24 protein-coding genes and 1 pseudogene are annotated in these 24356 nt (G+C 61.0%); 17 read left to right on the top strand and 8 right to left on the bottom strand.

Annotated elements, in window-relative coordinates:
- Positions 1-12 precede the first annotated feature (12 nt).
- Both ABV408_RS14860 and ABV408_RS14855 read right to left on the bottom strand, forming a co-directional pair.
- Positions 13-774 carry an ABC transporter permease gene (locus ABV408_RS14860; protein ID WP_035470535.1) on the bottom strand — a complete coding sequence of 254 codons (762 nt, stop codon included), beginning with the start codon at positions 772-774 and terminating at the stop codon, positions 13-15.
- Positions 771-1772 (bottom strand): ABC transporter ATP-binding protein, encoded by a 1002-nt coding sequence (locus ABV408_RS14855; RefSeq protein WP_353979678.1) that lies wholly within the window; start codon positions 1770-1772, stop codon positions 771-773. Before ABV408_RS14855 ends, ABV408_RS14860 begins: the two co-directional genes overlap by 4 nt.
- A gap of 286 nt (positions 1773-2058) precedes the next feature.
- On the opposite strand from ABV408_RS14855, the gene ABV408_RS14850 reads away from it, so the two are divergent.
- The gene (locus ABV408_RS14850; protein ID WP_353979677.1) at positions 2059-2673 is read left to right on the top strand and encodes a lipid-binding SYLF domain-containing protein; all 615 of its coding nucleotides are present in this window, start codon (positions 2059-2061) and stop codon (positions 2671-2673) included.
- 241 nt (positions 2674-2914) lie between these two features.
- Here the strand turns inward: ABV408_RS14850 and ABV408_RS14845 are convergent, their stop codons facing one another.
- Positions 2915-3643 carry a YebC/PmpR family DNA-binding transcriptional regulator gene (locus tag ABV408_RS14845; protein ID WP_353979676.1) on the bottom strand — a complete coding sequence of 243 codons (729 nt, stop codon included), beginning with the start codon at positions 3641-3643 and terminating at the stop codon, positions 2915-2917.
- Between the two features lie 230 nt (positions 3644-3873).
- Here ABV408_RS14845 and dbpA point away from each other — a divergent pair, with 230 nt between their 5' ends.
- From dbpA to ABV408_RS14830, 3 genes are all read left to right on the top strand, one after another.
- Complete coding sequence (gene dbpA, locus ABV408_RS14840; protein WP_353979675.1) at positions 3874-5289, top strand: ATP-dependent RNA helicase DbpA; 1416 nt, start codon at positions 3874-3876, stop codon at positions 5287-5289.
- Positions 5290-5332: 43 nt separating this feature from the next.
- Positions 5333-6190 carry a PA4780 family RIO1-like protein kinase gene (locus ABV408_RS14835; RefSeq protein ID WP_353979674.1) on the top strand — a complete coding sequence of 286 codons (858 nt, stop codon included), beginning with the start codon at positions 5333-5335 and terminating at the stop codon, positions 6188-6190.
- A 156-nt stretch (positions 6191-6346) separates the two neighbouring features.
- The gene (locus ABV408_RS14830; protein WP_353979673.1) at positions 6347-7354 is read left to right on the top strand and encodes an NAD(P)-dependent alcohol dehydrogenase; all 1008 of its coding nucleotides are present in this window, start codon (positions 6347-6349) and stop codon (positions 7352-7354) included.
- Between the two features lie 120 nt (positions 7355-7474).
- Here ABV408_RS14830 and ABV408_RS14825 read toward each other — a convergent pair whose 3' ends face one another.
- On the bottom strand, positions 7475-8302 hold the full coding sequence (locus ABV408_RS14825; protein ID WP_353979672.1) for a transporter substrate-binding domain-containing protein: 828 nt from the start codon (positions 8300-8302) through the stop codon (positions 7475-7477).
- 624 nt (positions 8303-8926) lie between these two features.
- On the opposite strand from ABV408_RS14825, the gene ABV408_RS14820 reads away from it, so the two are divergent.
- Positions 8927-9307 carry a VOC family protein gene (locus ABV408_RS14820; protein WP_353979671.1) on the top strand — a complete coding sequence of 127 codons (381 nt, stop codon included), beginning with the start codon at positions 8927-8929 and terminating at the stop codon, positions 9305-9307.
- A gap of 138 nt (positions 9308-9445) precedes the next feature.
- Here ABV408_RS14820 and ABV408_RS14815 read toward each other — a convergent pair whose 3' ends face one another.
- Positions 9446-9889 carry a MarR family winged helix-turn-helix transcriptional regulator gene (locus ABV408_RS14815; protein ID WP_129141619.1) on the bottom strand — a complete coding sequence of 148 codons (444 nt, stop codon included), beginning with the start codon at positions 9887-9889 and terminating at the stop codon, positions 9446-9448.
- A 99-nt stretch (positions 9890-9988) separates the two neighbouring features.
- Here ABV408_RS14815 and ABV408_RS14810 point away from each other — a divergent pair, with 99 nt between their 5' ends.
- Positions 9989-10444, top strand: coding sequence for a hypothetical protein (locus ABV408_RS14810; RefSeq protein WP_353979670.1), 456 nt, complete (start codon positions 9989-9991; stop codon positions 10442-10444).
- Here the strand turns inward: ABV408_RS14810 and ABV408_RS14805 are convergent.
- Positions 10441-11340: a LysR substrate-binding domain-containing protein gene (locus tag ABV408_RS14805; RefSeq protein ID WP_353979669.1), complete on the bottom strand. Its 900-nt coding sequence runs from the start codon at positions 11338-11340 to the stop codon at positions 10441-10443. The two genes, ABV408_RS14810 and ABV408_RS14805, sit on opposite strands and share 4 nt — an antisense overlap.
- 100 nt (positions 11341-11440) lie before the next feature.
- On the opposite strand from ABV408_RS14805, the gene ABV408_RS14800 reads away from it, so the two are divergent.
- On the top strand, positions 11441-13021 hold the full coding sequence (locus ABV408_RS14800; RefSeq protein ID WP_353979668.1) for an NADH-quinone oxidoreductase subunit L: 1581 nt from the start codon (positions 11441-11443) through the stop codon (positions 13019-13021).
- Positions 13018-15531 carry a DUF2309 domain-containing protein gene (locus ABV408_RS14795; RefSeq protein WP_353979667.1) on the top strand — a complete coding sequence of 838 codons (2514 nt, stop codon included), beginning with the start codon at positions 13018-13020 and terminating at the stop codon, positions 15529-15531. Before ABV408_RS14800 ends, ABV408_RS14795 begins: the two co-directional genes overlap by 4 nt.
- A 314-nt stretch (positions 15532-15845) precedes the next feature.
- On the opposite strand, the gene ABV408_RS14790 is transcribed toward ABV408_RS14795, so the two are convergent.
- On the bottom strand, positions 15846-16121 hold the full coding sequence (locus ABV408_RS14790; protein ID WP_353979666.1) for a phage integrase N-terminal SAM-like domain-containing protein: 276 nt from the start codon (positions 16119-16121) through the stop codon (positions 15846-15848).
- A gap of 560 nt (positions 16122-16681) precedes the next feature.
- Here ABV408_RS14790 and ABV408_RS14785 point away from each other — a divergent pair.
- Complete coding sequence (locus tag ABV408_RS14785) at positions 16682-17965, top strand: hypothetical protein (protein WP_353979665.1); 1284 nt, start codon at positions 16682-16684, stop codon at positions 17963-17965.
- A gap of 32 nt (positions 17966-17997) precedes the next feature.
- Here the strand turns inward: ABV408_RS14785 and ABV408_RS14780 are convergent.
- A pseudogene (locus ABV408_RS14780) lies at positions 17998-19006 on the bottom strand (DDE-type integrase/transposase/recombinase).
- A gap of 198 nt (positions 19007-19204) precedes the next feature.
- On the opposite strand from ABV408_RS14780, the gene ABV408_RS14775 reads away from it, so the two are divergent.
- The 8 genes from ABV408_RS14775 to ABV408_RS14740 all read left to right on the top strand — a co-directional run bounded on the left by ABV408_RS14775 (position 19205) and on the right by ABV408_RS14740 (position 24231).
- A complete protein-coding gene (locus tag ABV408_RS14775) occupies positions 19205-19570 on the top strand; it encodes a nuclear transport factor 2 family protein (RefSeq protein WP_353979664.1) in 366 nt (121 codons plus the stop codon).
- An 86-nt stretch (positions 19571-19656) separates the two neighbouring features.
- The gene (gene sseB / locus ABV408_RS14770; protein ID WP_353979663.1) at positions 19657-20454 is read left to right on the top strand and encodes an enhanced serine sensitivity protein SseB; all 798 of its coding nucleotides are present in this window, start codon (positions 19657-19659) and stop codon (positions 20452-20454) included.
- Between the two features lie 82 nt (positions 20455-20536).
- The gene (locus ABV408_RS14765; protein ID WP_353979662.1) at positions 20537-20941 is read left to right on the top strand and encodes a GFA family protein; all 405 of its coding nucleotides are present in this window, start codon (positions 20537-20539) and stop codon (positions 20939-20941) included.
- A gap of 309 nt (positions 20942-21250) precedes the next feature.
- The gene (locus ABV408_RS14760; protein ID WP_353979661.1) at positions 21251-21487 is read left to right on the top strand and encodes a helix-hairpin-helix domain-containing protein; all 237 of its coding nucleotides are present in this window, start codon (positions 21251-21253) and stop codon (positions 21485-21487) included.
- A 69-nt stretch (positions 21488-21556) separates the two neighbouring features.
- Positions 21557-22033: an HIT family protein gene (locus tag ABV408_RS14755; protein WP_353979660.1), complete on the top strand. Its 477-nt coding sequence runs from the start codon at positions 21557-21559 to the stop codon at positions 22031-22033.
- Between the two features lie 91 nt (positions 22034-22124).
- Positions 22125-22748, top strand: coding sequence for a LemA family protein (locus tag ABV408_RS14750; RefSeq protein WP_353979659.1), 624 nt, complete (start codon positions 22125-22127; stop codon positions 22746-22748).
- Positions 22749-22800: 52 nt separating this feature from the next.
- Positions 22801-23577, top strand: coding sequence for a TPM domain-containing protein (locus ABV408_RS14745; RefSeq protein ID WP_353979658.1), 777 nt, complete (start codon positions 22801-22803; stop codon positions 23575-23577).
- Between the two features lie 18 nt (positions 23578-23595).
- Complete coding sequence (locus ABV408_RS14740) at positions 23596-24231, top strand: TPM domain-containing protein (protein WP_353979657.1); 636 nt, start codon at positions 23596-23598, stop codon at positions 24229-24231.
- The last annotated feature ends 125 nt before the right edge of the window (positions 24232-24356 follow it).

Genomic DNA, 24356 nt, shown 5'->3' with positions numbered 1-24356 from the left:
GGGTTCAGGCGTTCACGGACGCAGCCGGTAGCCGGTGCGGAAGATCCAGTTGACCACCGCCAGGCTGACGGCCAGAAACACGAACACCATGATCAGGCTCGCCGTCACGCTGACGTCGCTGATGCCGTAGAAGCTCCAGCGGAAACCGCTGACCAGATAGACCACCGGATTGGCCAGGGTCACCGCCTGCCATACCTCGGGGAGCATGTCGATCGAGTAGAAGCTGCCACCGAGGAAGGTCAGCGGGGTGATGATCAGCAGCGGCACCAGCTGCAGCTTCTCGAAGCTGTCCGCCCAGATGCCGATGATGAAGCCGAGCAGACTGAAGGTGATCGCGGTGAGCACCAGAAACAGCAGCATCATGAACGGATGCAGAATGTGCAGGTCGACGAAGAAGTTCGCCGTGCCCAGGATCACCAGGCCCAATACCGCCGACTTCGAGGCGGCGGCGCCGACATAGCCGAGCACGATCTCGAAGTACGAGATCGGCGCCGACATCACCTCGTAGATGGTGCCGGTGAACTTGGGGAAGAAGATGCCGAAGGAGGCGTTGGAGACGCTCTGCGTGAGCAGCATCAGCATGATCAGCCCGGGCACGATGAAGGCCCCGTAGCTGACCCCTTCGACCTCCTGGATACGCGAACCGATCGCGGCGCCGAAGACGACGAAGTAGAGCGACGTGGAGATGACCGGGGATACCAGGCTCTGCAGCAGGGTACGGCCGGCCCGGGCCATCTCGAAACAGTAGATGGCGCGTACGGCTTGGAGATTCATTGGCGCTCTCTGACCAGGTTGACGAAGATCTCTTCCAGCGAACTCTGCTTGGTGTGCAGATCCTTGAAGCGAATGCCGGCGGCTTCGATATCGTTGAGCAGGGTGCTGATCGGTACCTGCCCCTGGGCTTTCGGGTCGCTGGCATCGTAGGTGTAGACCAGCACGCTGCCCGCTTCGTCCAGCGACAGCGGGTAGTGCGCCAGTGCCGGCGGCACGCTGGCCAGCGGCTGCTGTAGCTGCAGGGTGAGCTGCTTGCTGCCGAGCTGGCGCATCAGCGCCTGTTTTTCCCGTACCAGCACGATCTCGCCGCGGTTGATGACGCCGATACGGTCGGCCATCTCCTCGGCTTCCTCGATGTAGTGGGTGGTGAGAATGATGGTGACGCCGCTGGCGCGCAGCTCGCGGACCACCTCCCACATGTCGCGGCGCAGCGCCACGTCGACCCCGGCGGTGGGCTCGTCGAGGAACAGGATCTCGGGCTCGTGGGCCAGCGCCTTGGCGATCAGCACGCGGCGTTTCATGCCGCCGGAGAGCGTGATCAGCTTGTTCTTGCGCTTGTCCCAGAGCGACAGCGACTTCAGCACCCGTTCGATATGCGCATCATTGGGCTTGCGCCCAAACAGTCCACGGCTGAAGCGTACCGTGTTCCAGACGGTCTCGAAGGCGTCGCTGGTCAGCTCCTGCGGTACCAGGCCGATCTTGGCGCGGGCGGCGCGATAGGCGCTGACGTTGTCGTGGCCGTCCACCTTGACCTGGCCGGTACTGGCGTTGACCAGACCGCAGATGATGCTGATCAGGGTGGTCTTGCCGGCGCCGTTGGGGCCGAGCAGGGCGAAGATTTCGCCACGTCGGATCTCGAGATCGATCTGCTTGAGCGCTTCGAAACCGGAGTCGTAGCGCTTGGAGAGCCCGGTGATCTCGATCACCGGCGCGGGCTCGGCGACGGGTGCGCTGCTGGCCGCGGCCGGGGATGACTCTGTGGCTGTGGGGTGACTCATGAGTGGCAACATCGTGGCGTGAAAGGTGACTATTGTAGGCGAAAACACGCCCTGGCTGGACCCGTGCATGCGAGTCGACCGGCAGATACAGACAGGCGCAATGGGCAGCGGTCGTCTATAACAAGACTGTCATGCACGACATCGCCATACACGACATCGCCACACAAGACCTCGGTCGCGCACGACACGTGCATGCATGGCGATGTCACATCACGCCCAAGCGCCGGCGCCCTTCGGCACGGCCCATGCGCGAGCCGCTCGCATCATCAAGCCAGGAGGCTTATCCATGCCACGCTCCACATCACGCTTCATGTCGCTTTCGACCCTCACCAGCCGCACCAGCGTGCTGCTGCTCGCCGCCATGCTCGGCACCACGCTGCTCTCGGCGTGCACCACCACCACACCGCAGGATCGCGAGAGCCAGCGCGCTGAGCGTCGCCAGCTCGACCAGGACGTGCGCAACACCCTCGACCGGCTCTATCGCGTGGCGCCGCAGTCGCGTTCGCTGGTGGACCAGGCCAAGGGCGTGCTGGTGTTCCCCGGCGTGCTCGGCGCCAGCTTCATCGTCGGTGCCAGCCATGGCGAAGGCGAACTGCTCATCGATGGCGACAAGGCCGGCTACTACACCACCACCAGCGGCTCGATCGGCTTCCAGGCCGGCGCCCAGTCCCAGGCGGTGGTCTATCTGCTGATGACCGACAAGGCGCTCAACCGCGTGCGCAGCGACAATGGCTGGTCGGTGGGTGCCAGCGCCGGGGTGGCGGTGGCGGATATCGGTGCCAATGGCCAGATCACCAACAACACCGCCAATCAGGAGGTGATCGCCTTCGTCATGAACAATCAGGGGCTGCAGGGCGGCGTCTCGCTCAACGGTGCCAAGATCTCCAAAGAGCGCCCGTAACGCACTGAGCCGGCGCCATGTCCCACGCCCGCCGCTTAGTCGGTGCGGGGGCTCGGGTCATGGCGCCGGCTCACATCAGCGCGCTAGGCTTTGTAAGAAAACTACCTGCGCTCGGCAATACGGCGTTAAAAATCGGCTCAAAATGCTCATTTACACCCCGTAAACTCCGCTTTTTCGACGATTTTTGCCTTGTCTTGCCCTCGCTCGCTGACTTTTCGTACAAACCCTAGAGACGTGCGGCTCAGGCGTCTTCGGGCAGCTCGGCGTTGTGATACACGTTCTGCACGTCGTCGAGATCGTTGAGCATGTCGACGAAGCGCTCGAACTGGGCGACGTCATCGCCTTCCAGCGGCGTGGTCGTCTGCGGCAGGAACTGGATCTCGTCGGCCTCGAAGTCGATCTCGCCGAAGGCGTCGAGCAGCGCCTGCTTGGCCTTGGCATACTCGGTATGCGGGGCGAACACGGTGATCCGGCCCGCTTCGCTCTCGATGTCGGTGACGTCGACGTCGGCTTCCATCAGCGCTTCGAGCACCGCTTCCTCGTCATCGCCGGCAAAGGCGAAGATGGCGCAGTGGTCGAACATGTGGCTGACCGTACCCTGGGTGCCGATCTTGGCCTTGTTCTTGGTGAAGCAGCCGCGCACGTCACCGTAGGTGCGGTTGGGGTTGTCGGTCAGGCAGTCGACGATGACCATGCAGTTGCCCGGGCCGAAACCCTCGTAGCGGGCGGTGGAGAAGTCCTCGCCACCGGCCCCGGAGGCCTTGTCGAGCGCCTTCTCGATGACGTGAGAGGGCACCTGGTCCTTCTTGGCCTTCTCGATCAGGCCGCGCAGGGTCAGGTTGCCGTTGGGGTCGGTACCGCCCGACTTGGCGCAGACGTAAATCTCGCGGCCATACTTGCTGTACACCTTGGTCTTGGCGGCGGCCGTCTTGGCCATGGATTCCTTGCGGTTCTGGAAGGCCCTTCCCATCAGTCACACCTATCAGGTTGTCTACGATCAGGTTGTCTACGACGGTCGCGATTTTACTCAACCTGGCGGGGATGTTGCAGGTTTATTTACATTTGTGTGCCGGCGGCATGGCGTGAGGCCGACGCGCCGCAGGGGTCTCTGGTATCCTGCCGCCCTTCGACGACCGCCATGGTGCGGCGCCACACGCGGCGGGAAGGCCGCGATTCGCCACCTTCACAGGAATTCCGCTCGTGTCCGACACCGCGACCTCGACCGACTTCAGCGCTCTGGCGCTGACCCCGGCGCTCAAGCACAACCTGGCGTCGCTGGGCTATCACACGATGACGCCGATCCAGGCGCTGGCGCTGCCGCCGATCCTCGCGGGGCGCGACGTGATCGGCCAGGGGCGCACCGGTTCCGGCAAGACCGCTGCCTTCGGGCTCGGCCTGCTCCAGGCGCTCGATATCGCGTGCTTCGAGGTACAGGCGCTGGTGCTCTGCCCGACCCGCGAGCTGGCCGATCAGGTCGCCGAGGAGCTGCGCCGGCTGGCGCGGCAACTGGCCAACGTCAAGATCCTGACCCTGTGCGGCGGGACGCCGATGGGCCCGCAGCTCAACTCGCTGGCCCACGGTGCGCACGTGGTGGTGGGCACCCCGGGCCGGCTCGAAGCGCACCTGCGCAAGGGCACGCTCGACCTCGCCGGGCTGCGCGTGCTGGTGCTCGATGAAGCCGACCGCATGCTCGACATGGGCTTTCAGGAGGCGCTGGAGACGATCGTCGCGGCCACGCCACGTTCACGCCAGACGCTGCTGTTCAGCGCCACCTACGCCGACGCCGTGCGCCCGGTCGCCGAGCGTATGCTGCGCGACCCGGTCAGCTTGAGCGTACCCGAGACCCACGGCCGGGAGAGTATCCACCAGCACTTCCACCGGGTCGCCGACGACGCCGCACGGCTGCCGGCGCTGATGCGCCTGCTGCGCCACTACCGGCCACGCTCGAGCATCGTCTTCTGCAATACCCGCCAGGAGACCGAGAGCGTGGCGCAGGCGTTGGCGCAGGCGGGATTCAGCGCCGAGGCGCTACACGGCGAGCGCGACCAGCGTGAGCGTGACCGCCTGTTGATCCGTTTTGCCCAGGGCAGCCTGTCGATCCTGGTCGCCACCGACGTGGCGGCGCGTGGTCTGGATATCGAAGCCCTCGATGCGGTATTCAACTACCAGCTGGCGCGGGAGCTCGAATCCCACGTGCATCGGGTCGGGCGCACCGGCCGCGCCGGCGAGCAGGGCACGGCCTGCACCCTGGTGAGCGAGCGCGAGACCTACCGTCTGGAGCGGCTGACGGAGCTGCTCGCCGAGCCGCCCGAATTCGAGCCACTGCCCGCGGGCGGCGACGAGACGCCGTTCCAGCCGGCCATGGTCACGCTCGAGATCGACGCCGGCAAGCAGCAGAAGATTCGCCCCGGCGATATCCTCGGCGCCCTGACCCGCGGCGGCGACGCCGAGGGTATCGAGGGTGGCCGGGTCGGCAAGATCAAGGTGACCGATCGCGTTGCCTTCGTCGCGGTGGAGCGGGAGGTCGCGCGCCAGGCCCTGGCGGTGTTGAACGCCGGCAAGTTGAAAGGGCGACGCTGCCGTGCTCGTCTGGTGGTCGATGCCGGTGGTCGATGATGAGGGTCGACAACACAGTGGAAAGCGCTGAGAGCGAGGCCGCATGAAGATACCCAAGCGATTGCAGCCGCTGGTGGAGGATGGCCTGATCGACGAGGTCGTCAGCCAACTCATGAGCGGCAAGGAGGCCCAGGTGTTCGTCGTGCGCTGTGGCGACGAACTGCGCTGTGCCAAGGTCTTCAAGGAGGCCAAGAGCCGCAGCTTCAAGCAGGCGGTGACCTATCAGGAGGGGCGCAAGGTGCGCAACAGCCGCCGCGCCCGGGCGATGTCCAAGAAAACTCGCTACGGCCAGCGCGAGCAGGAGTCGGCGTGGCTCAATGCCGAGGTCGAGGCGCTCTACCGCCTGGCCGATGCCGGAGTGCGCGTGCCCCAACCCCACGGCTTCGTCGATGGCGTGCTGCTGATGGAACGCATCGCCGATGCCGACGGCGATGTCGCTCCGCGGCTGGATGATGTCGAACTCACTCCCGAGCAGGCACTCGACTATCACCAGCGCCTGATCGGCGAGGTGGTGCGCATGCTCTGTGCCGGGCTGGTCCACGGCGATCTGTCGGAATTCAATATCCTGGTCGGCGCCGAGGGGCCGGTGATCATCGATCTGCCCCAGGCGGTGGATGCTGCCGGCAACAACAACGCGCCCTGGATGCTGGTACGCGACGTCGACAACCTGCGCCATTACTTCGGCCGCTTCGCCCCGGCACTGCTCGCCACCGACTACGGCAAGGAGATCTGGGCCGCTTACGAGGCCGGCGAGCTGCACCCGGAAAGCGTGCTGACCGGGCGCTACACGCCGGACGCCACGCGGGTCGATGTCAGCGACGTGATGCGCGTGATCGACGCCGCACGCGAGGAGGCCGCCGAGCGCGACGCCCGTCAGCAGGAAGACGCCGACGACTGGTGAGGCGGGAGCAGGGGGAGGTGTCTACACTGGGGGCACATCGTCAGAGAGGGCATTGTCGGTGGTGCCTGGATGGCGGCGCTTTGCCGTTGGCCTTGGTGCCAAGACGTTCATCGATGCCCCTTCCCAGACGTCAACCAAACCAGGAGGCATGATTGTATGCAGGTCGTTCATCTGGCTGCCCCCGGCGGGCTCGACAAGCTCTCTATCGCTACCAGCGACGCTCCCGGCGCCCCCGGGCCGGGCGAGATCCGCGTGCGTATCCACGCCAGTTCGCTCAACTTCCATGACTACATCGTCGCCAGCGGCGGCTCGCCGGCCGAGGATGGGCGTATTCCCATGTCCGATGGTGCCGGCGTGGTCGAAGCGGTCGGCGAGGGTGTCGACGAGTTCGCGGTCGGCGATCACGTGGTCTCGACCTTCTTCCCCCACTGGCTGGAAGGGCCGGCGCGGGTCGCCGACTTCAAGACCGTGCCCGGCGACGGCGTCGACGGCTACGCCCGCGAGCAGGTGGTGCGCCCCGCCCACTGGTTCACCCTGGCCCCGGCCGGCTACAGCCACGCCGAAGCCGCTACCCTGACCACCGCCGGGCTCACCGCCTGGCGTGCCCTGGTGGTCGATGGCGGCCTCAAGCCGGGGGACAGCGTGCTCACCCTGGGCAGTGGCGGCGTCTCGATCTTTGCCCTGCAGATGGCCAAGGCGATGGGGGCGCAGGTGATCGCCACCTCGTCGTCCGATGCCAAGCTCGAACGGCTGCGCGAGCTGGGCGCCGATCACACCATCAACTACCGCGACGAGCCCGAATGGGGCAAGCGGGTCCAGGCCCTGACCGACGGGCGCGGGGTCGACCACGTGATCGAGGTCGGCGGCCCCGGCACCCTGCCGCAGTCGATCGATGCCGTGGCGATCGCTGGCCATATTGCGCTGATCGGTGTGCTCACCGGGCGCGGTGGCGAAGTGCCCACCGCCAAGCTGATGGCCAAGCAGGCCAAGCTGCAGGGGCTGATCGTCGGCAGCCGCCGCGATCAGATCGAGATGATCCGCGCCCTCGAGGTCACCGGCCTCAAGCCGATCATCGACCGCAGCTTCGGCCTTGGTGAGATCGCGGATGCCTTCCGTCATCAGGAGTCGGGCAAGCACTTCGGCAAGATTTGCCTCGAATTCTGAGTGTTCCCCGATAGGTACTAGTTCGCCACCCAAACACAACGCCGCCGGAGGGCTCCTCCGGCGGCGTTGTCGTTGCAGCCCCGCGTATTGGCGCGGGGCCGGTGCTCAGCGCTGTTCACCTCACTTGCGTGAGGGAGGGCGCAGGTCGTAATCGAAGTACTGATGCATGAGCTTCACGAAGGTGCCGTCGGCATAGACGCTATCCAGCGCCTGGTCGAAGGCCGCTGCCAGGGCTTTGTCCCTTGGGCGTACCGCGATGGCGTTGCCGCGGCCGAAGATCGACTCCGGCCGATCGATACGCGGGCCCACCTGCACGAACTGGCTGTCCGGCTTGCCGAGTTCCAGCGCGTCCAGCGCCACCGGATAGTTGAGGAAGGCCAGATCGAGCCGCTGCGCTTCCAGATCCAGCGCCACATCGGCGGCGGTGGCGTAGCGCTGGATAGTGAGCACGTCGGCGTAGCGCTGGGTGATGTAGCTATCCTGGGTGGTCCCACGCTGGACGCCCACGCTCAGCCCCTTCAACGAGGCGGGGTCGTCGAGATCGATCGTCGCGCCGCGGCGCGCCACCCATACCTTGGGCGACATCGCATAGGGGCGAGTGAAGCGCACCTGACGCTCCCGCGCCGGGGTGATGCGCATCGACGACATGATGGCATCATACTTGCGCGCCAGCAGGCCGGGGATGATGCCATCCCAGCCCTGGACCACCCACTCACAGTCGAGCTTGGCACGCTGGCACAGGATATTGCCGAGGTCGATCTCGAAGCCTTCCAGCTCACCGGCAGCGTTACGATACTCGAACGGCGGATAGGGCACGTCGACGGCGATACGAACATGCTGCCCGGCTTCGGTCTGGTTGGCGGCGCTGGCGGTGGGAGCGGTGAATAGCGCCACGGCGGAGAGCGCTAAACAGGCCATGCCGCGGGAGGCGAAGAAACGTGGTGTCACGAAGAGATCCTTGAAGTTATGCGGTTGTTATCGGTGCGGGGCGGCGTGCGTCCCACTCTGACAGCCTGCCGCAAGCCGCCCGTGATGGGAAGATAGATGCGGATTCAAATGTGATCGCCACGCGGGGCTCGACGGTGACGCATCTAGCACGGTCGTCGCTTGTCTGATGGTCATGCCCGATGGCGAGGCCGCGTTGGAAGATGGCGTCGTGAGCCGAATTCATCGGCCGTTGGCTCTGTGTCCCAATGACTCGGTCTTCAGTAGTCGCCACGATACGAGCACAATGACGGCCTATGGGCTCATTCAGGCGTTCACGACGACATATGCGCCGGAATAGAGCGGTCTCGTCGAGCGCGTCTTGCGCCCTTGAAGGAGGAGTGCGTCTGACAGCACCGGCTCGAGTCGCTGGGCCAAGCCAGAGCGGTGATCAGCCGATGGATCTCTTGCGATAGAACGGCCGCATCACCTTCTGGCCTATATGGCACGCCGGGCACAGCCTACATTGGCTTGGTACGAAACCTCGATGAGCGTGGGCAGTTTTCTTACAAAGCCCAGCCGCGTAGGGCTTGCAGAAAGCAGATGGCATTACAATGCGGCGTTATATTTTTCGGATATAGGGCGTTTATGAAAATCAGCCACCTCGATCATTTGGTCCTGACCGTAGCAGATATTGCAACAACGGCGGGCTTTTATGAAAAAGTATTGGGCATGAAAGTTGTGAGCTTTGGTGCGGGGCGGATTGCCCTGGAGTTTGGCAGCCAGAAAATCAACCTCCATCAACTGGGTCATGAGTTTGAGCCTAAGGCTCAACATGTCGGGGCGGGGAGTGCAGACCTGTGCTTTATTATAGATGGTGAGCTGTCTGATGCCATGAATCATGTAGAGAGCCAAGGTGTGGCTATCATGGAAGGGCCGGTAAGACGCACAGGTGCACAGGGTGCAATCACATCATTCTATTTCAGAGACCCTGATGGCAATCTCATCGAGGTATCAACGTATTTATAGACATGAGACAGGCATACGTATCAGGACAAGCCCTGAGTCAGACCTCTGATTCGGGGCTTTTGGGTTTTCGTGGCTTGAGTCAATTTTTAATGCCGTATGGGCGAGCGCAGCATTTTTCAGACAAAGCGTAAAGCCTCGTCAGCGGTCAATCGCGCCAGATATGCGCTCGAGCACAGACAGTGTTGTCTCCAGCTCCGCCTGGGTGATGCCTGCTGAGCATGTCTTGGCCCAGCCTGACTGCTTTTCATACAGCTTCGAATAGACCGTTCTTCCAAGGTCCGAGAGACTGATCAGTTTTGCGCGCTTATGCCCCGGATTGTCATGGAACAACAGAAGGTTATCCTTCTGCATGGCATCCACGAGCCGCTGTACGGCTTGTCTTGTCAGCCCCATGCTTCCGGCGATCTGCGGCACGGTTTGCGGTTCACCCGCCAGGGAAAGGGCACCCAGGATCTTCCATCGGGCACTGGTGATGCCATATTCCGACCCCATACGGTCGCCCTCACTGACGAGGAGCCCGCCCAGCTTGAAGACTTCGAGAACAATCTCGGTGAACACCGGGCCTTTCTGAGCGTCGCTCATCGACGATTCCTTTGGCGAATTGACAACATGTTGACAACCTCGGCTGTCGCTCGCATTATGACAACATGTTACCAACTTGCCCCGCCGGAGGAAACCAGCATGCTCATGCTCCATCGACTGGCAGCCACCCTCGCCATCTTGTGCATTGCCACGTTCTTCTCGTCGACGATTCTCGCCGAGCTGCTCGGTACGGCAGCATCCATCGTGACCGTCAAAAGCCTCATCGTGTGGCCAGGTTTGTGGGTGCTGGTGCCTTCCATTGCCCTGACCGGCGGTAGCGGTTTTGCCTTGGCGAAATCCAGAAGTGGGAAGCTCGTACGCCGCAAGAAAATGAGAATGCCCTTTATTGCCATCAATGGGTTATTGGTACTCATTCCCTGCGCCGTGTTGCTTGATCGCTGGGCATCCGCAGGCGCGTTTGATACGGCTTTCTACCTGGTGCAAGGCGCTGAATTGCTTGCCGGTGCGACCAACCTCGTCTTGATGGGCATGAACATGCGAGATGGTTTCAAGATGAGCGGTAGGTTTAGACACTCAACGTTGGCTAACCGCTAGGCCACATCCCCCAGGGGCCTAGCCAGCAGCTCCGAGACCACACCCGGCATGAACTCTCTCGGCAGGGTGATGGCGTAGAAGTTCTCGAAGACGTTGGGGAGCTGTTCCAGGCGCGCCAGCCGCCCCTGCTGTAGCTCGTCCTTGACCACCACTTCCGGCAGCACGCTCAGCGCGCCGCTGTCGCGGGCCAGCAGGCGCAGCATCGCCATGTCGTCGGCTTCGGCGAGGATCTTCGGCCGGTACTGGTAGAGGCTGCAGTGGCCGTCGAAGGCGCGGCGAATCTCGTGGTGCTCGCCGGGCAGTATCCAGCGGCTGTCTTCGAAGCCGGTGGGGAAGGGCGTGCCCGGGGCGGTGCCGGGCGGGCCGATGATCGAGAGCGGCTGGCGCGCCAGTAGCTGGCTCTGCCAGGCGGCGGCCTGCGAATGCGATGAGGGTAGCTGGGTGTTGGTGAGCACCACGTCGAGTTCGTGGCGGGCCAGGCCATCCAGCAGATCGGCCATGCCGCGGGCGTGCAGGCTGAAGTGCACCCGCTGCTCGGGCTGATGGAGCAGAGGAGCGACGAAGCTCTCGATGAAGTTACGCGACATGGTGGAGAGCGTGCCGATGCGCAGGCGCTGGTATTCGGGCTCGATACCACGGCTGATCAACGACTCCAGCTCCTCGCCCTTGGTAAAGATCGCCTCCGCGTAGTTGAACACCCGGCGGCCCGCCTCGGTCAGCACCAGGGCGCGGTTGCGGCGTTCGAACAGCGGCTTGTCCATTCGTTCTTCCAGCTTGCGGATCTGCGCCGACAGCGCGCTCTGCGACAGGTGCAGCGAGTCCGCCACCTGGGTCAGCTTACCTTCCCGGGCCACGCGCCAGAAGTAGTAAAGGTGATGATAGTTGAGCCGGCTCATTTCGTTCTCTTTTGTAGAACCATTGGTCAATTAATATCTATTTTAATTAAAAATCGGCTCGCCGGATACTGCACGCTCCCTGGATCAGCGGAGCCTTCCCATGCACGGCAACGAGCCATTTTTCACCTTCCTGCTTACCCTGGTGCCGCTCATCCTGGCGCTGGGGGCCGTGGTCAGCGCCCGCGGCACCACCGCGCGAGCCTGGCGCATCGGCCAGGTCACCACCAGCGTCAGCGTGCTGCTGGCGGCAGCGCTGCTGGCGCTGGGGTTGGTGCACGGCCTGCCGGCGCGCGCCGGCTGGTGGCAGAGCGGCATACTGCAACTATGCATGCTGGCGCTGGCCAACTTCATCGCCTTCGTGGTGGTGCGCTACAGCGCTACCTATCTACAGGGCGAGCCACGCCAGCGGCGCTTCGTCACTCTCGTTCAGGCGCTCTTCGCCGCGGTCAGCGTGGCGGTGCTCAGCGATCATCTGCTGCTGTTCCTGTTCGCCTGGCTGGGCATCAGTCTGGCCATGCACCAGCTGCTGATGTTCTACCCGGACCGCCCGCGTGCGGCCCTGGCCGCGCACAAGAAGTTCCTCTTCGCCCGCGCCGCCGAGCTCTGTGCCGCAGCCGCTTTCCTCATCCTCTATCTGGAGCACGATAGCGCGCGGATCAGCGTCATCACCGCCGGCTATGCCGTACCCGGTCACGCCCTGACCCTCGCCGATCAGGCCGCGGCCTGCCTGATCGGGCTGGCAGCGCTGATCAAGTGCGCCCAGCTACCGCTGCACGGCTGGCTGATCCAGGTGGTGGAGGCGCCGACCCCGGTCTCGGCGACGCTGCACGGCGGGGTGATCAACCTCGGTGGCTATCTACTGCTGCTGTTCTCGCCGCTGCTGCTGCAGTCGGCGCCCGCCCAGGCGCTGGTGCTGGCGGTGGCCGGCGTCAGCAGCGTGCTGGCGGCGCTGGTGATGATGACCCGCGTCAGCGTCAAGGTGCGCCTGGCCTGGTCGACCAGCGCCCAGATGGGCCTGATGCTGGTCGAGATCGCCCTCGGGCTGACCGAACTGGCGCTGCTGCACCTGCTCGCCCACTCCTGCTACAAGGCCTACGCCTTCCTCAGCTCCGGCGAGGCGGTGGCAGAGGATCTGCTGCGCCGCCAGGCCCCGGCTCGCAGCCCCTCGCCGGGCCAGTGGCTCGCCGCCTTTCTGATCAGCGCCGCGCTGGTGAGCACGGTGGTGGTGCTGGCACGCAGCTTCAGCGATTCGCCGGCCTTCGCCGCCTACAGCCCCTGGGTGCTGGTCACTTTGGCTCTGAGCGTGATGCTGGCCGAGCGCCGCAGTGAGCGTAGCGCGGGCGCCCTCGGCAGCTTCCTCGGTCTGGCTGTGCTGGTGGTGCTCGCCTATGTCGGCCTCAAGACGCTGTTCGTCACGCTGCTGCCAGCCACCGGGCACAGTGTCTCGCCCTGGGCGGATCTGTGGGTGAGCGTGCTGTTCGTGCTGCTCTTCGCCGGCTACTGGCTGCAGCGCCATGGGCTGCACTACCGCACCTCGCAGACGCTCAACCGCTACTGCTACGCCGGCTTCTACCTCGACGAATGGGTCACCCGTAACACCCTCAAGTTCTGGCCCCACGCGCTGCCCGGCCGGATTCAGGCCAAGCAGCATCACACCGTCTCTCGCGGGAGTTTCCAATGATGAGTCTCGATACCTCTCGAACCGCACGGCTGGCCGACGCGAGCGACGCCACGCCGCTCACCGAGCCCCAGATCGCGGCGCTGGATCGCGCCTGCGCACGCATCGCCCCGAGCTGGCCGCTGGATCGGCTGATCGCGGTGAGCCCCTACTGGACCCAGCGCGGTGAAGACGCCGCCACGGTTTCGGCAAGACTCTCGGCGCTGGGCAATGTCCACGGTCTGATGCCGCCGAGCCACTATCTGGCAGCCTGGCAGCGCGGCGAGATCACCGAGGCGCACCTGAGTGAGGCCGCCGCACGGCTCGATTACCACGGCGCCTACCGCAATCTGCTGGCGGTGGTCGACGAGCTGAGCCGGCTGCCCCACTGGCACAACATCAGCGATCTGATCGATGCCCGCCGTGACCGTCAGCACCAGATGGCCTGGCGCGACGAGATCACCCATCAGATCAGCCAGTTCTGCGCCGCCTACTATCAGGCCGACGGGCCGCTCAACGCCGAGCGCTTGCACGCGCCCCGCGGCAAGCGGCTCTACCAGCACTGGCGCGAGATGACCCTCGAGGATCGCGGCATCGCCATCCTGATGGGCGAACCGCGGCTGCGGCGCTACTTCCAGACCCTGCCGGAGAGTGAAGAGGGGCTGTTCCAGGCGGCCATTGCCGAGCTGGACGTCGCCACCGGGCATCTCGAGAGCTACGCCCAGGCGCTGCTGCTCGATATCAACGGCTGGGCCAGCTGGGTCGCCTCTCAGGATTGGCAGCAGGGGCTGGATGCCTCCGCCGGTGAGGCGCAGGAGGCGCATCAGCGCCAGGGGCATTGCGAGCGCCCGCCTTCGGACATGCGCAGCCTGCTGGCGATCCGCCTGGCCTGGGAGCTGGTGCTGTGGCGCTATATCGGAGCGGAGCAGCCGGAGCAGGCCGAGCGCCTGAATCGGCTGTGGCACGCCGAGCTGGTGGAGCTGCCGACGCGCATCGAGCGCCACCAGCGTACGCAGCAGCCGCTATGGGTGTGGCAGCTCGCCAGCGAAATCGCCTACCAGCAGCCGCTGCATCATGCGCTGCGGCAGGCCGCGGGTGTGGCTTCAGACAATACGCAGACGCCGCGGCTACAGGCGGTGTTCTGCATCGATGTGCGCTCCGAGCCGATGCGCCGGGCGCTGGAGCGCCAGAGCCCGGCGATCCAGACCCTGGGCTTCGCCGGCTTCTTCGGCCTGCCGCTGGCGCACCAGCAGGGCGGCACCGCGCTGGCCCAGCCGCACCTGCCTGGGCTGCTGGCACCGCAGGTGATGCTCAAGAGCGAACCGAACACGGGAACGACACACACGGCGCAACGGCTGAACTGGCAGGCGCGCCTGCAGGAGTGGAGCCGCACGGCGAGTGCCAGCTTCACCGCGGTGGAGGCGGGCGGGCTGCTCTATGCTGGCAAGCTGCTGCGCCGCTCGCTCGAAGCCAAGGCCCGGCGCCGGCCACTCGCCATGGATACGCTGAGCTGGCACTGGCGCGGCAGCGGTGAGGCGCTGAGCCTGGCCGACAAGGCCGCGCTCGCCCGTAGCGTGCTGGTGGGCATGGGGCTGACCGAGCATATCGCCTCGCGAGTACTGCTGGTGGGGCACGGCAGCCATAGCAGCAACAACCCGCACGCCGCGGGGCTCGAGTGTGGCGCCTGTGGCGGCCAGTCCGGAGAAGTCTCGGTACGCGCCCTGGCGCGGCTGCTCAACGACCCCGTGCTGCGCGAGGCGCTGGCGGAAGACGGGCTGGTCATCCCCCAGGAGACGCGCTTCGTGCCGGCGCTGCACCACACCATTACCGACCGGCTCGAGCTGCTGGAGGCCGAGACGGACGCCCAGGTGCTGGGTGAAGAGATGCGCGCCTGGCTCCAACGGGCCAGCGAACAGGCCCGGCGCGGGCGCGCCCCGCAGCTCGGCCTCGCGGCCGATACGCCCGAACTCGAGCAGACCCTGGACCGCCGCGGCGCCGACTGGTCGCAGACCCGCCCCGAGTGGGGGCTGGCCAACAACGCCAGCTTCATCGCCGCCCCGCGGCGCTGCACCGCGCTGCTCGATCTCTCCGGGCGCAGCTTCCTGCACGACTACGACTGGCGCACGGATAGCGACTTCGCCCGGCTGGAAGCGATCATGACCGCACCGCTGGTGGTCGCCCACTGGATCAACATGCAGTACAACGCCTCGGTCACCGACAACCGCAAGTTCGGCAGTGGCAACAAGGTGCTGCATAACGTGGTCGGCGGGCATATCGGCGTATTCGAAGGCAACGGTGGTGATCTGCGTATCGGCCTGCCGCTGCAGTCACTGCATGACGGTGAGCGCTGGCGTCACGAACCGCTGCGCCTGAGCGCCTACCTCGCCGCGCCCCCGGAAGCCATCGCCGAGATCGTCGCGCGTCATGAGGTGCTGACCTCGCTGACGCATAACGGATGGCTGCATCTGTTCGCGCTGGATGACCGGAGCGGAGAGGTTCTGGCCTATCGTGGCGGTCAGTGGGTCAGTAGCTAAAGGTAAGATTTGCCTAGCAAACTCGCTTCATCAGAAAAAGCCCCGGGCCAGAACACTGGCTCGGGGCTTTTCTCTTTGGGGCGCTTTCACTGCGCTGAAATCCGTTTGCGCTCAGTTGAGCGGTGTATTCCTCCGTCATCGGACTCTCAGAGCGGCAAATTATACTTCTGGAACTTGTAAGAAAGTCGGTAAACCAATGCCAGAGTAGGGCGCGCTGACGTACCCGTTCACGGGGGGAATGAGCATATGACTCACTCCGCTCGCCGTTCGAGTCATTCCCCGGATGTTCTGAACGTTTTTCAGTGAGTCAATTTTCAACGCTGTATTGTCTTTGCTCTCTGGATTTGTGAATATCCCGCAAAAGGCATATTAGTTACTCGTGATGCGAGACGACAGGTAAGCGGCGTAGCTGCCATTACATAGCGATCTAGCGCGAGGTGTTCCAACAAAGCTTTCACTTCAGGGGCTCCCATGCTGGCGGGGTGGCGCAAGCCATGGAAACGAATGAAGTAGCGCGTCCAGTAGCAAGAGGTCTTCTCGGTAGGCGGGCTGTGTCGTTTTACCCGTATGATGGCTTTCACACGATCCATCAGCTTGGGTGGTCTGCTCTAAGCATCCATACGTTGATGCCCAGGCTACTGTATTTCCATACAGTATTATTGGGTCTAGCAAGATGCACAAGCGCGTGAACTCGGCATAGGTGGCGGAGCATGCGGCTGCGGGTTCACCAACTGCCGACGAAGAACAAGAGAAGCAAGATAGCATGCAGAAAGCACAGATTTAAGCATCAGCAGTCGGTCAACCGAACCGCCTTTGGCTCTGCTCCAAAGCGGCTCGTTACTTAGAGTTAGAGTCGGCCAGTTAATAGCTGTAATGTGACGCTGAATTTTGGAGAAAGCCTCTGGATTTTTAATCGTCAGATTTTCTGATTCACAGGGGTATTGACTGTGGATTGTTGTGAAGCTTACCTTGCTTTCGGCAAGATGATCAGCCATGACTGAACATGGCATCAGGGCCAGGAAGCATAAGTTCGTTGCTGTCCGGATGATTTTCTGATCATAGAAAATAGTATGGATTGCATGGTTGTAGTGTCGGATGTGATTTCGAAATCAAGTCGCTAAGTGAAATAATTCTCTTGAGGAAGCCAAAAATGGAACAGGTTTGGAGTAGTCTGATTCAAGCGGAAGTAACATCTGTTACATCAAAGTTGCCCTATATCGGAACAGCAGTTTCTTCATTGGTAAGATCGTTCTGGCCATCAAATAGGCCAAGCATTTGGGATCAGATAAGAGACCAGGTAAGTGAAATGGTTGATCAGAAAATATTGGCCTTTGAGTTACAAGAGCGTGAAGGTGATATAGATGGAATAAAAACTACCTTGCATAATTATTGTGACGCCAAGACTCATGAAAAAGGAATGCTTCTTTCAGCCGTTTTAGCCCAGTGTAATACGCTTTCATCTCATCTGAGAGGTTCTAAGAATAGTGTTCAATTAACCCCGTTGATTGTCACATCGGCTTCTATTCATCTAACAGTGTTAAGTGAAAGATTGTATCACGGCGAGATTTTGTATAATGAAGATAATGTAGATGTATGGGAGAAAGAGCTGACTGAGATGTACGAGTGTTACGCAGTCTTTTTGTCAGATGCTTACTCTAAGTGGAAGGAGTGGAGGTTTGATCAAATCACATGCAAATACTACACGACAAAATACCCTATTCCTATACCTCCATTCTTTTCATGGGAAACACATGGGGAGGTGCTTGATGCATTGACAAACAAAAAGATCAGTCGCAGCGAGAAGCTTAATGGTTCTGAAACATACTATAAGGAATCAGTGGAAGCGATAAAAAGATTGTGGGGGAATTCAGCGAATGCCAGTATGATAATATCTGTGGCGCCATCTTTCTTGTTTCATAAATATATACCTGAACGAGCAAAAGAAAATGCTGTTGTGCCTGATGGGATGAGGTCATTTATTATGGGGCCATACAGCGCAACAACATTAGGGCTTGCAATCCCTTCTTTTTGCAATACTGATACTGATGATTTGAATGGAGATGTAACTCAGTTTTTAGTTAGAGAGTATAATACTATAGATGCCTTGCAGTTTGTATATGGAGACAGAAAAGGTAATCTTATAGGCAACTCTGAAGGTGGCGAGATTCATATTATTGAAACTCCGGGTGGCGCTTACCCTGTTGGAATGAAGATGAGGTTTATTCCAAACATTCTTTGCTCTGTTAATATTAAGTTTTCAGATAATAGTGAGTCGGGAGAGTTGGGGAATAGGTTTAATCGGTCGGGGTGTGTTGCTGACGCTACGGTGCAAAATGGGTTTAAGTTGGTGGGTGGGAGTTTTAGGAAAGGGGTAGGCCCATCCAGCACAACCGGGCCAGGTGTAATACAGTTGAGTTTCGAGTACTCTCAATGATGGTAATTTAAAGAGGTTCTAAGGTTATTGCTTTAGGTGAGCTTGCAGGAGGTTTCTACTTCAACTAGAAGCCAGTTCTTGCCTGCTGGAGTAGGTGTTGGAACATAGCGTTGAGCCTGGGAAACCATAACGCCCCTGTTGTTGGGGCCCTTATGCTGCAGTTTCGTGTTGTAGATGACCAGATAATCGTCCAAGTCCTGCTGCATCTCTTCCAGGGCCTCGTACCACTTGGTGCGCCCTTGGATGCGGAAGTGCTCGTCCAGCATGGTGCGGTGCAGCCGCTCGACGAAGCCGTTGCCCTGCGGTCGCCGAACCTTAGTGGTGCGGTGCTCGGTCTCTTCGAGCTGGAGGAACAGCTCATACGGATGCTGATCCTGCCGACCGCAGAACTCTCGGCCGTTGTCGCTGAGCACCGTGCTGACTTTTGCGTTGTGGGCCTCGAAAAAAGGCAGTACGTCGTTGTTGATCACATATACCGCCGTGATGGGCAGTTTGCTGGTGTAGAGGCGGCCCCAGGCGTAGCGGCTGAAGCAGTCGAGGACGGACTGCAGATAGACCTTGCCGCCACCCTTGAGCGTTCCGACGAAGAAGGTGTCGACGGCGACCAACTCGCCGGTGTGGTGGACTTCGATATGCCGTTCGCGGAACTCAGGGCTAAAGCGTTCGAGGTGGCGTACCTGATCTGCGGTGAGCTCGATTTTCTGCTCACGCGTGGCGCGCTCGAGTCGCAGTAGGCGCTTATGACGGGTCAGCAAATCATGGCGTCCCCAGACGTCTCTGACGCCCGTAGATCTGTCCTGAATGCCACGTAGCGCCAGTTCTTGAGCGACGCGAACCGGACCGTGGGTGGGGAAAGCCAGGCTGTGCTCGAGAATGGCCGTTTCGAACGCGGTTGGGGTGTGGTCCCCACGGCCTGGGAAGCTTGTCGACGAGCGTATCGGAACCGAAGGTTTGATAGTTGCGCCGTATTTCATAGAACTGCTGTCGCGAGTAGCCCATGAACTTGCAGGCCTTGCTGACGTTCTGGAGATCTTTGGCCAACTCTAGGAGGCTGAGCTTGCGCCGTGCTACTTTTTCCTCGGTGGTCGTAGTCGTTTCCTCATGGTGTTACAGCCGAGCGTCAGACACTCGTTCTATAATCCCCGGGGGGCATGGCCACTTTGCTTTTCAGCGGCCGACTGTCAGGTAAATACCGCCACACCTCAACTCGTTAACGCCCGCCGCAAATTAAGGTGTTAAATGGAAATAGAAAGGGACGCTTTCCGAGAAATCGAATCTTTAGAAATGGAGCTGGTAGATCCCAGCACCCAAAAGAATGCTGCTCGTCTTCAGGAATTACTTTCAGATGATTTTCTTGAGTTTGGTAGCTCAGGAATGGTGATCCGTAAACGCGACGTAGTAGATAGCACTAACACTTCTAGCACCGCCACCTATCAGCTCAGTGATTTTGAGTTCAAACCGTTGGGAGGTGAGCATGTTTTAGTGACATATCGGTCGGTAAAATCAGCTCGGGAGCTAGCCTATAGAAGCTCTATTTGGGCAAAGAGAAATGGGCGTTGGCAAATTTTGCATCATCAATCTACCATAGTGCCCGGTTCCATTTGATAATACGCACCACGCGCTTGTCCTTTACGCCGCTTGGCTCTGTAAAGGCCACCGGTGCGCTTCGCGTTATGCATAAAGGAAGAGTCGTGAAAATAGACGAAGAAAATGAACTAGAAGAGATTTTAAGGTTGGCTGCTGACGAACCAGCCCATCGACCACAGTTTTGTGAAGTCCTACTAAGATCACAAGTGTTTTTGCTTGGTACGACTGGAGCGCCAGGTACAGACGGAGAGGTGAATCTCGAAGCCGGTAGTAAAGTTCAAATACAGCATTGGGAGAGGGCGGATGGCTCACCTGTAATTCCGTTCTTTTCCTCGCTAGAAGTATTGCGAAAATCAATCAACGATGAAGAGTCATATTTGGCCTTGCCAGTTCGTTCTTTTTTCGAAATGACGCAAGGGGCTACGCTATTCCTTAACCCCAAGTCAAACTATGGTAAAGAATTTTATCCTGAAGAAATTGCACATTTGTTATCTGTTGGTATCAGTCAGGCTCCATCCCAGAGAGTGGTAGAGAAAGAAACTAAGGTGCTGCTGGGGCAGCCTTCTAATTACCCTTCAAAGATGGTTGACTCACTTACCCAACTATTGGCAAAGCATGGCAATGTTAAAAAAGCTTATCTGGCACTCATGCATGACACATCTGTTGATGAGAAGCCACATCTAATAGTTGGCATTGAGGCAGATGGTGCTATTGAAAAGGTCATGAGGGAGGCTGGCAACGTAGCTGGCGATACCGCTCCTGAAGGCGAGCCTGTTGATCTCTATAGCGTCAATGGAGGTGATTCAGGTCTCAGTCAGTACTTTATAAATCAAACCAAGCCATTCTATGAGAAAAAATGGGGTTCAAAGTTTAAATCGTGGTTTGGTGTAGGCAAGGTATAACAAGGTACTGCTAGCGACAAACTTACTCTGCATTTCGGTCTGCCCCAGAGCACGGCGTTAGACATCATAGGAGAAGCTTTCGATGTTCAAGGAAGTCGGTGGAGTTCAGATACAAACCAAGCACAGAGCGTCATGTCACTGTGGCTCGGTGGTACTGGAGTTGAGCCTTCCTGATGGCGTGGTAAATCCGCGTCGCTGTGATTGCTCCATGTGCCGACGCAGAGGCGCGATCGTTGCATCTGTGTCTTTAAACGGCATTCGCGTTCTGCAAGGCGCCGAGAATCTGAAGCTCTACCAATTCAATACGCTCACTGCCAAGCACTATTTTTGCTCTAATTGTGGCATCTATACGCATCATCAGCGCCGCTCCAACCCTAGTGAGTATGGTTACAACGTAGGCTGCCTTGAAGGCGTTAACCCTTTTGCCATCCCCAATGTTACGACCAGCGACGGCGTCAATCATCCGGCGGATCGGCATGAGGTCTAATTCAGGCGCAAGGCAACGTCGTCTGTATGCCAAGACGTAAGGAGCTAAAGAGATTTGCCTCTGGTATCGCCAGTAGCTTTTCGTCCAAGAGCAATGATGTGGATGGATGCTGGGCGCTTGGTCATTGAAATTGCCCCTGCATTAGTCGCGTAGGATGTGTAGAAACAAGGGGAGGGTCACAAAGGTTTTCAGGCTTTGTAGCCATTGCGAATAATGTATGGTCAGAAGCTGTTGTCGAACAATTTTTCCCGCTTTGTGTCTCCAAGATTGCCCCAAAGTTTTGCGCCATGTGTTTTGAGGAATCTCAGAATGGCCTTCAGTGAATTAGAAAGAGTTGCTCTGCTCGAAGTGAAGGGTGTTGGGCCTAAGATAGTGAAACGTTTTGAGGAGATAGGTATAGGTTCTTTTTCTGAACTAGCCAGCTATGAGCCAAAAGAAATTGCTGAGAGAGTGGCGTCAATGCTTGGAACCACTTGCTGGAAGAATAGTCCTCAAGCTTTGTCGGCGGTCAAATCTGCAATAGAAAGGGCAAGACAAGGTTTGTAGGTGGCTGTAGGGACCCTCATCATTAGATGATTGGCGCGTTCACGCCAAGATAAAAGGACTAAAACCCTTATGAGCTGTCTCTTTTGTGACATGGTAGCCGGGCGGGCGCCCTGTCATCGGATCTGGGAGGATGAGCGGCATCTCGCTTTTCTCTCCATATTCCCCAATACCCGTGGTTTCAGCGTGGTGATCCCCAAGGCGCATCACGGTAGCTATGCCTTCGAACAGGAAGACGCGGTGCTGCGTGAGCTGATCGTGGCGACCAAACAGGTGGCCAGGCGGCTGGATCGCGCGCTGGCGGGCGTGGCCCGCTGCGGCATGTTCTTCGAGGGCTACGGCGTCGATCATCTCCACGCCAAGCTGTTTCCCATGCACGGTACCGGCGCCGATGCGGGCTTTCAGCCGATCGAATCGCGGGTGGACAAGTATTTCGAGCGCTACGAGGGGTATCTCTCCTCTCACGACTACCAGCGTGCCGACGATGCTGAACTGGCCCGGCTTGCTGCGTTTATTCGTGAGGCCGACGCAGAGGATCGGCGTGAATGAGTTGGCGAGATGTACAGCGCCCGCTGCCGCGGGTACGGTAGGGCCTCCTTATCCCTGATCCTTTCCTGATCTGTCTGCGAGAGCGTGTCTCATGTCCCATCCTGCTGATCCCCGTCGTTTCGCCGTGGCCTACTCGTGGCGCTGGCTGGCACTTTTGTGTCTGGTGCTGGCCCTGTCGGGCTGCGGCGTCAATAACATCCCGACCCTGGACGAGAAGGTGAAGTCGGCCTGGGCCCAGGTGGAGAACCAGTACCAGCGCCGGGCGGATCTGATCCCCAATCTGGTCGAGACGGTGAGGGGCTACGCCCAGCAGGAGAAGGAGACGCTGACCGCGGTGACCGAGGCGCGCGCCAAGGCGACCTCGATCCAGGTCGATGCCGATACCCTCAACGACCCGCAGACGCTCAAGCGCTTCGAGCAGGCCCAGAGCCAGCTGACCGGGGCGCTGAGCCGGCTGATGGCGGTCTCCGAGCGCTATCCCGAACTCAAGTCCAACCAGAACTTCCTGGCCCTGCAGTCGCAGCTAGAAGGGACCGAGAATCGTATCGCCGTGGCGCGGCGCGACTTCATCCAGGCGGTGCAGGCCTACAACACCGAGATTCGCACCTTCCCGGGCAAGATCTGGCACAGCTTGCTCTACAGCGACATGCCGATCCGCGAGACCTTCGAGGCGACCAGCCCGAATGCCGACCAGGCACCCCAGGTCAAGTTCTGAGGTGCCGGTGGACGTTCGAGCCCGCCTTTCTCACTGCCACAGGAGCGCGCCCATGCGACACGCGATCTCGCTGACACTCGCCGTCTGGCTGGCGCTGTTCGCCGCGGTCGCGGTGGCAGCGCCGGATTTCCCCGAACTCACCGGGCGCGTGGTGGACAACGCCAAGCTGCTCGATGCCGGCACCACGAGCCAGCTCGACGCGATGCTGAAAGCGCATGAAGAGGCCACCGGCGAGCAGGTGGTGGTGGTCACGCTGCCCGATCTCCAGGGCGAAACCATCGAGCAATACGGCTATCAGCTGGGGCGCCATTGGGGCATCGGCCAGAAGGGCGAGGACAACGGCGCGCTGCTGATCGTGGCGATGGCCGAGCGCAAGGCGCGGATCGAGGTCGGCTACGGGCTCGAGGGCCGGCTGACCGATGCCGAGTCCTCGCGGATCATCAATCAGGTGCTGCTGCCGGCGTTCAAGCAGGGCCAGTTCGCTGCCGGCATCGTCGACGCCAGCCGGGCGATCATCCAGACCCTGGGCGGCGACCCGGGAGCCCGCGCCAGCACGCCCAAGCCCCAGCGTGACGAGTCGCACCACCTGGGCGGCGCCGGGATCTGGTTCGGACTGCTGTTCTTCATCGTCATGCTGATCGTGCGTGGCGGCGGAGGCGGTGGCGGCGGGGGGAGTCGCCGGCGGCGTCGGCGTGGCGCCATGGGCGGCGTGCTGCTGGGCGGCGGCCTGGGTGGTGGCTTCGGCGGCGGCAGCTTTGGCGGCGGCGGCGGTGGCTTCAGTGGTGGTGGTGGCGGGTTCGGGGGCGGTGGCGCCTCCGGTGGCTGGTAACGAGCGAGGCGATGGCAGATGACGCTACTCAATGAACGCGAGCGGCAGCAGGTAGGCGAGGCGATCACCCGCATCGAACGCGATACCGACGCCGAGATCGTCACCGTGCTGGCGCGCCAGGCGGATGACTACACCTATATTCCGCTGCTGTGGGCCGGGCTGGCGGCGCTGCTGGTGCCGGGGGCCGTGGCGGTGGTGGCCAGCTGGCTGGGGCTGATCGCCGGCTTCGGCGCCTGGTCGCTGCTGCTGGTGCAGTGGGTGCTGTTCAGCCTACTGGCGCTGGCGTTTCGCTGGCCGCCGCTGATGACCCGGCTGGTCCCGCGTCGGGTGCGCTTCTGGCGCGCGGCCAATCTGGCCCGGCGGCAGTTCCTGGAGCAGAACCTGCACCGTACCGAAGCCGGCACCGGCATGCTGATCTTCGTCTCGGAGGCGGAGCGTTACGTGGAGATCCTGGTTGACCACGGCATCTCCCAGCGCCTCGACGACAGCGAGTGGGGGCAGATCGTCGCGCGCTTCACCGCGCAGGTGCAGGGCGGGCGCACGCTCGCGGGCTTCCTCGACTGTATCGAGGCCTGCGGTGAGCGTCTCAAGGTTCACCTGCCGGCGACCCATGAGCGCAACGAGCTGCCCAACCGGCTGATCGTACTGGAGTGAGTGGACGAGCCGCCGTTACCCGGCGCTCGCGATCCGCTCATCCCTACTTTCATACCTCCATACCGGGCCCGAAACGCAGACGCCACCGCAAGTGCGGTGGCGTCTGTGGTTTAGCATCTAGGGTT

Source organism: Salinicola endophyticus, from assembly GCF_040536835.1.
GTDB lineage: Bacteria > Pseudomonadota > Gammaproteobacteria > Pseudomonadales > Halomonadaceae > Salinicola > Salinicola endophyticus_A.
The sequence above is the reverse complement of the archived record's forward strand: the minus strand, read 5'-3'. Positions and strand labels throughout refer to the sequence as shown.

Bases quoted from the DNA above. Each gene is read 5' to 3' on its own strand.
- ABV408_RS14785 (WP_353979665.1), top strand. From the start codon at position 16,682: ATGGAACAGGTTTGGAGTAGTCTGATTCAAGCGGAAGTAACATCTGTT.
- ABV408_RS14860 (WP_035470535.1), bottom strand. From the start codon at position 774: ATGAATCTCCAAGCCGTACGCGCCATCTACTGTTTCGAGATGGCCCGG.
- ABV408_RS14760 (WP_353979661.1), top strand. From the start codon at position 21,251: ATGGCCTTCAGTGAATTAGAAAGAGTTGCTCTGCTCGAAGTGAAGGGT.
- ABV408_RS14800 (WP_353979668.1), top strand. From the start codon at position 11,441: ATGCACGGCAACGAGCCATTTTTCACCTTCCTGCTTACCCTGGTGCCG.
- ABV408_RS14830 (WP_353979673.1), top strand. From the start codon at position 6,347: ATGCAGGTCGTTCATCTGGCTGCCCCCGGCGGGCTCGACAAGCTCTCT.
- ABV408_RS14815 (WP_129141619.1), bottom strand. From the start codon at position 9,889: ATGAGCGACGCTCAGAAAGGCCCGGTGTTCACCGAGATTGTTCTCGAA.
- ABV408_RS14755 (WP_353979660.1), top strand. From the start codon at position 21,557: ATGAGCTGTCTCTTTTGTGACATGGTAGCCGGGCGGGCGCCCTGTCAT.
- ABV408_RS14845 (WP_353979676.1), bottom strand. From the start codon at position 3,643: ATGGGAAGGGCCTTCCAGAACCGCAAGGAATCCATGGCCAAGACGGCC.
- ABV408_RS14810 (WP_353979670.1), top strand. From the start codon at position 9,989: ATGCTCATGCTCCATCGACTGGCAGCCACCCTCGCCATCTTGTGCATT.
- ABV408_RS14855 (WP_353979678.1), bottom strand. From the start codon at position 1,772: ATGAGTCACCCCACAGCCACAGAGTCATCCCCGGCCGCGGCCAGCAGC.
- ABV408_RS14790 (WP_353979666.1), bottom strand. From the start codon at position 16,121: ATGGATCGTGTGAAAGCCATCATACGGGTAAAACGACACAGCCCGCCT.
- ABV408_RS14765 (WP_353979662.1), top strand. From the start codon at position 20,537: ATGTTCAAGGAAGTCGGTGGAGTTCAGATACAAACCAAGCACAGAGCG.
- ABV408_RS14745 (WP_353979658.1), top strand. From the start codon at position 22,801: ATGCGACACGCGATCTCGCTGACACTCGCCGTCTGGCTGGCGCTGTTC.
- ABV408_RS14740 (WP_353979657.1), top strand. From the start codon at position 23,596: ATGACGCTACTCAATGAACGCGAGCGGCAGCAGGTAGGCGAGGCGATC.
- ABV408_RS14775 (WP_353979664.1), top strand. From the start codon at position 19,205: ATGGAAATAGAAAGGGACGCTTTCCGAGAAATCGAATCTTTAGAAATG.
- ABV408_RS14750 (WP_353979659.1), top strand. From the start codon at position 22,125: ATGTCCCATCCTGCTGATCCCCGTCGTTTCGCCGTGGCCTACTCGTGG.
- ABV408_RS14850 (WP_353979677.1), top strand. From the start codon at position 2,059: ATGCCACGCTCCACATCACGCTTCATGTCGCTTTCGACCCTCACCAGC.
- ABV408_RS14820 (WP_353979671.1), top strand. From the start codon at position 8,927: ATGAAAATCAGCCACCTCGATCATTTGGTCCTGACCGTAGCAGATATT.
- ABV408_RS14835 (WP_353979674.1), top strand. From the start codon at position 5,333: ATGAAGATACCCAAGCGATTGCAGCCGCTGGTGGAGGATGGCCTGATC.
- ABV408_RS14795 (WP_353979667.1), top strand. From the start codon at position 13,018: ATGATGAGTCTCGATACCTCTCGAACCGCACGGCTGGCCGACGCGAGC.
- ABV408_RS14805 (WP_353979669.1), bottom strand. From the start codon at position 11,340: ATGAGCCGGCTCAACTATCATCACCTTTACTACTTCTGGCGCGTGGCC.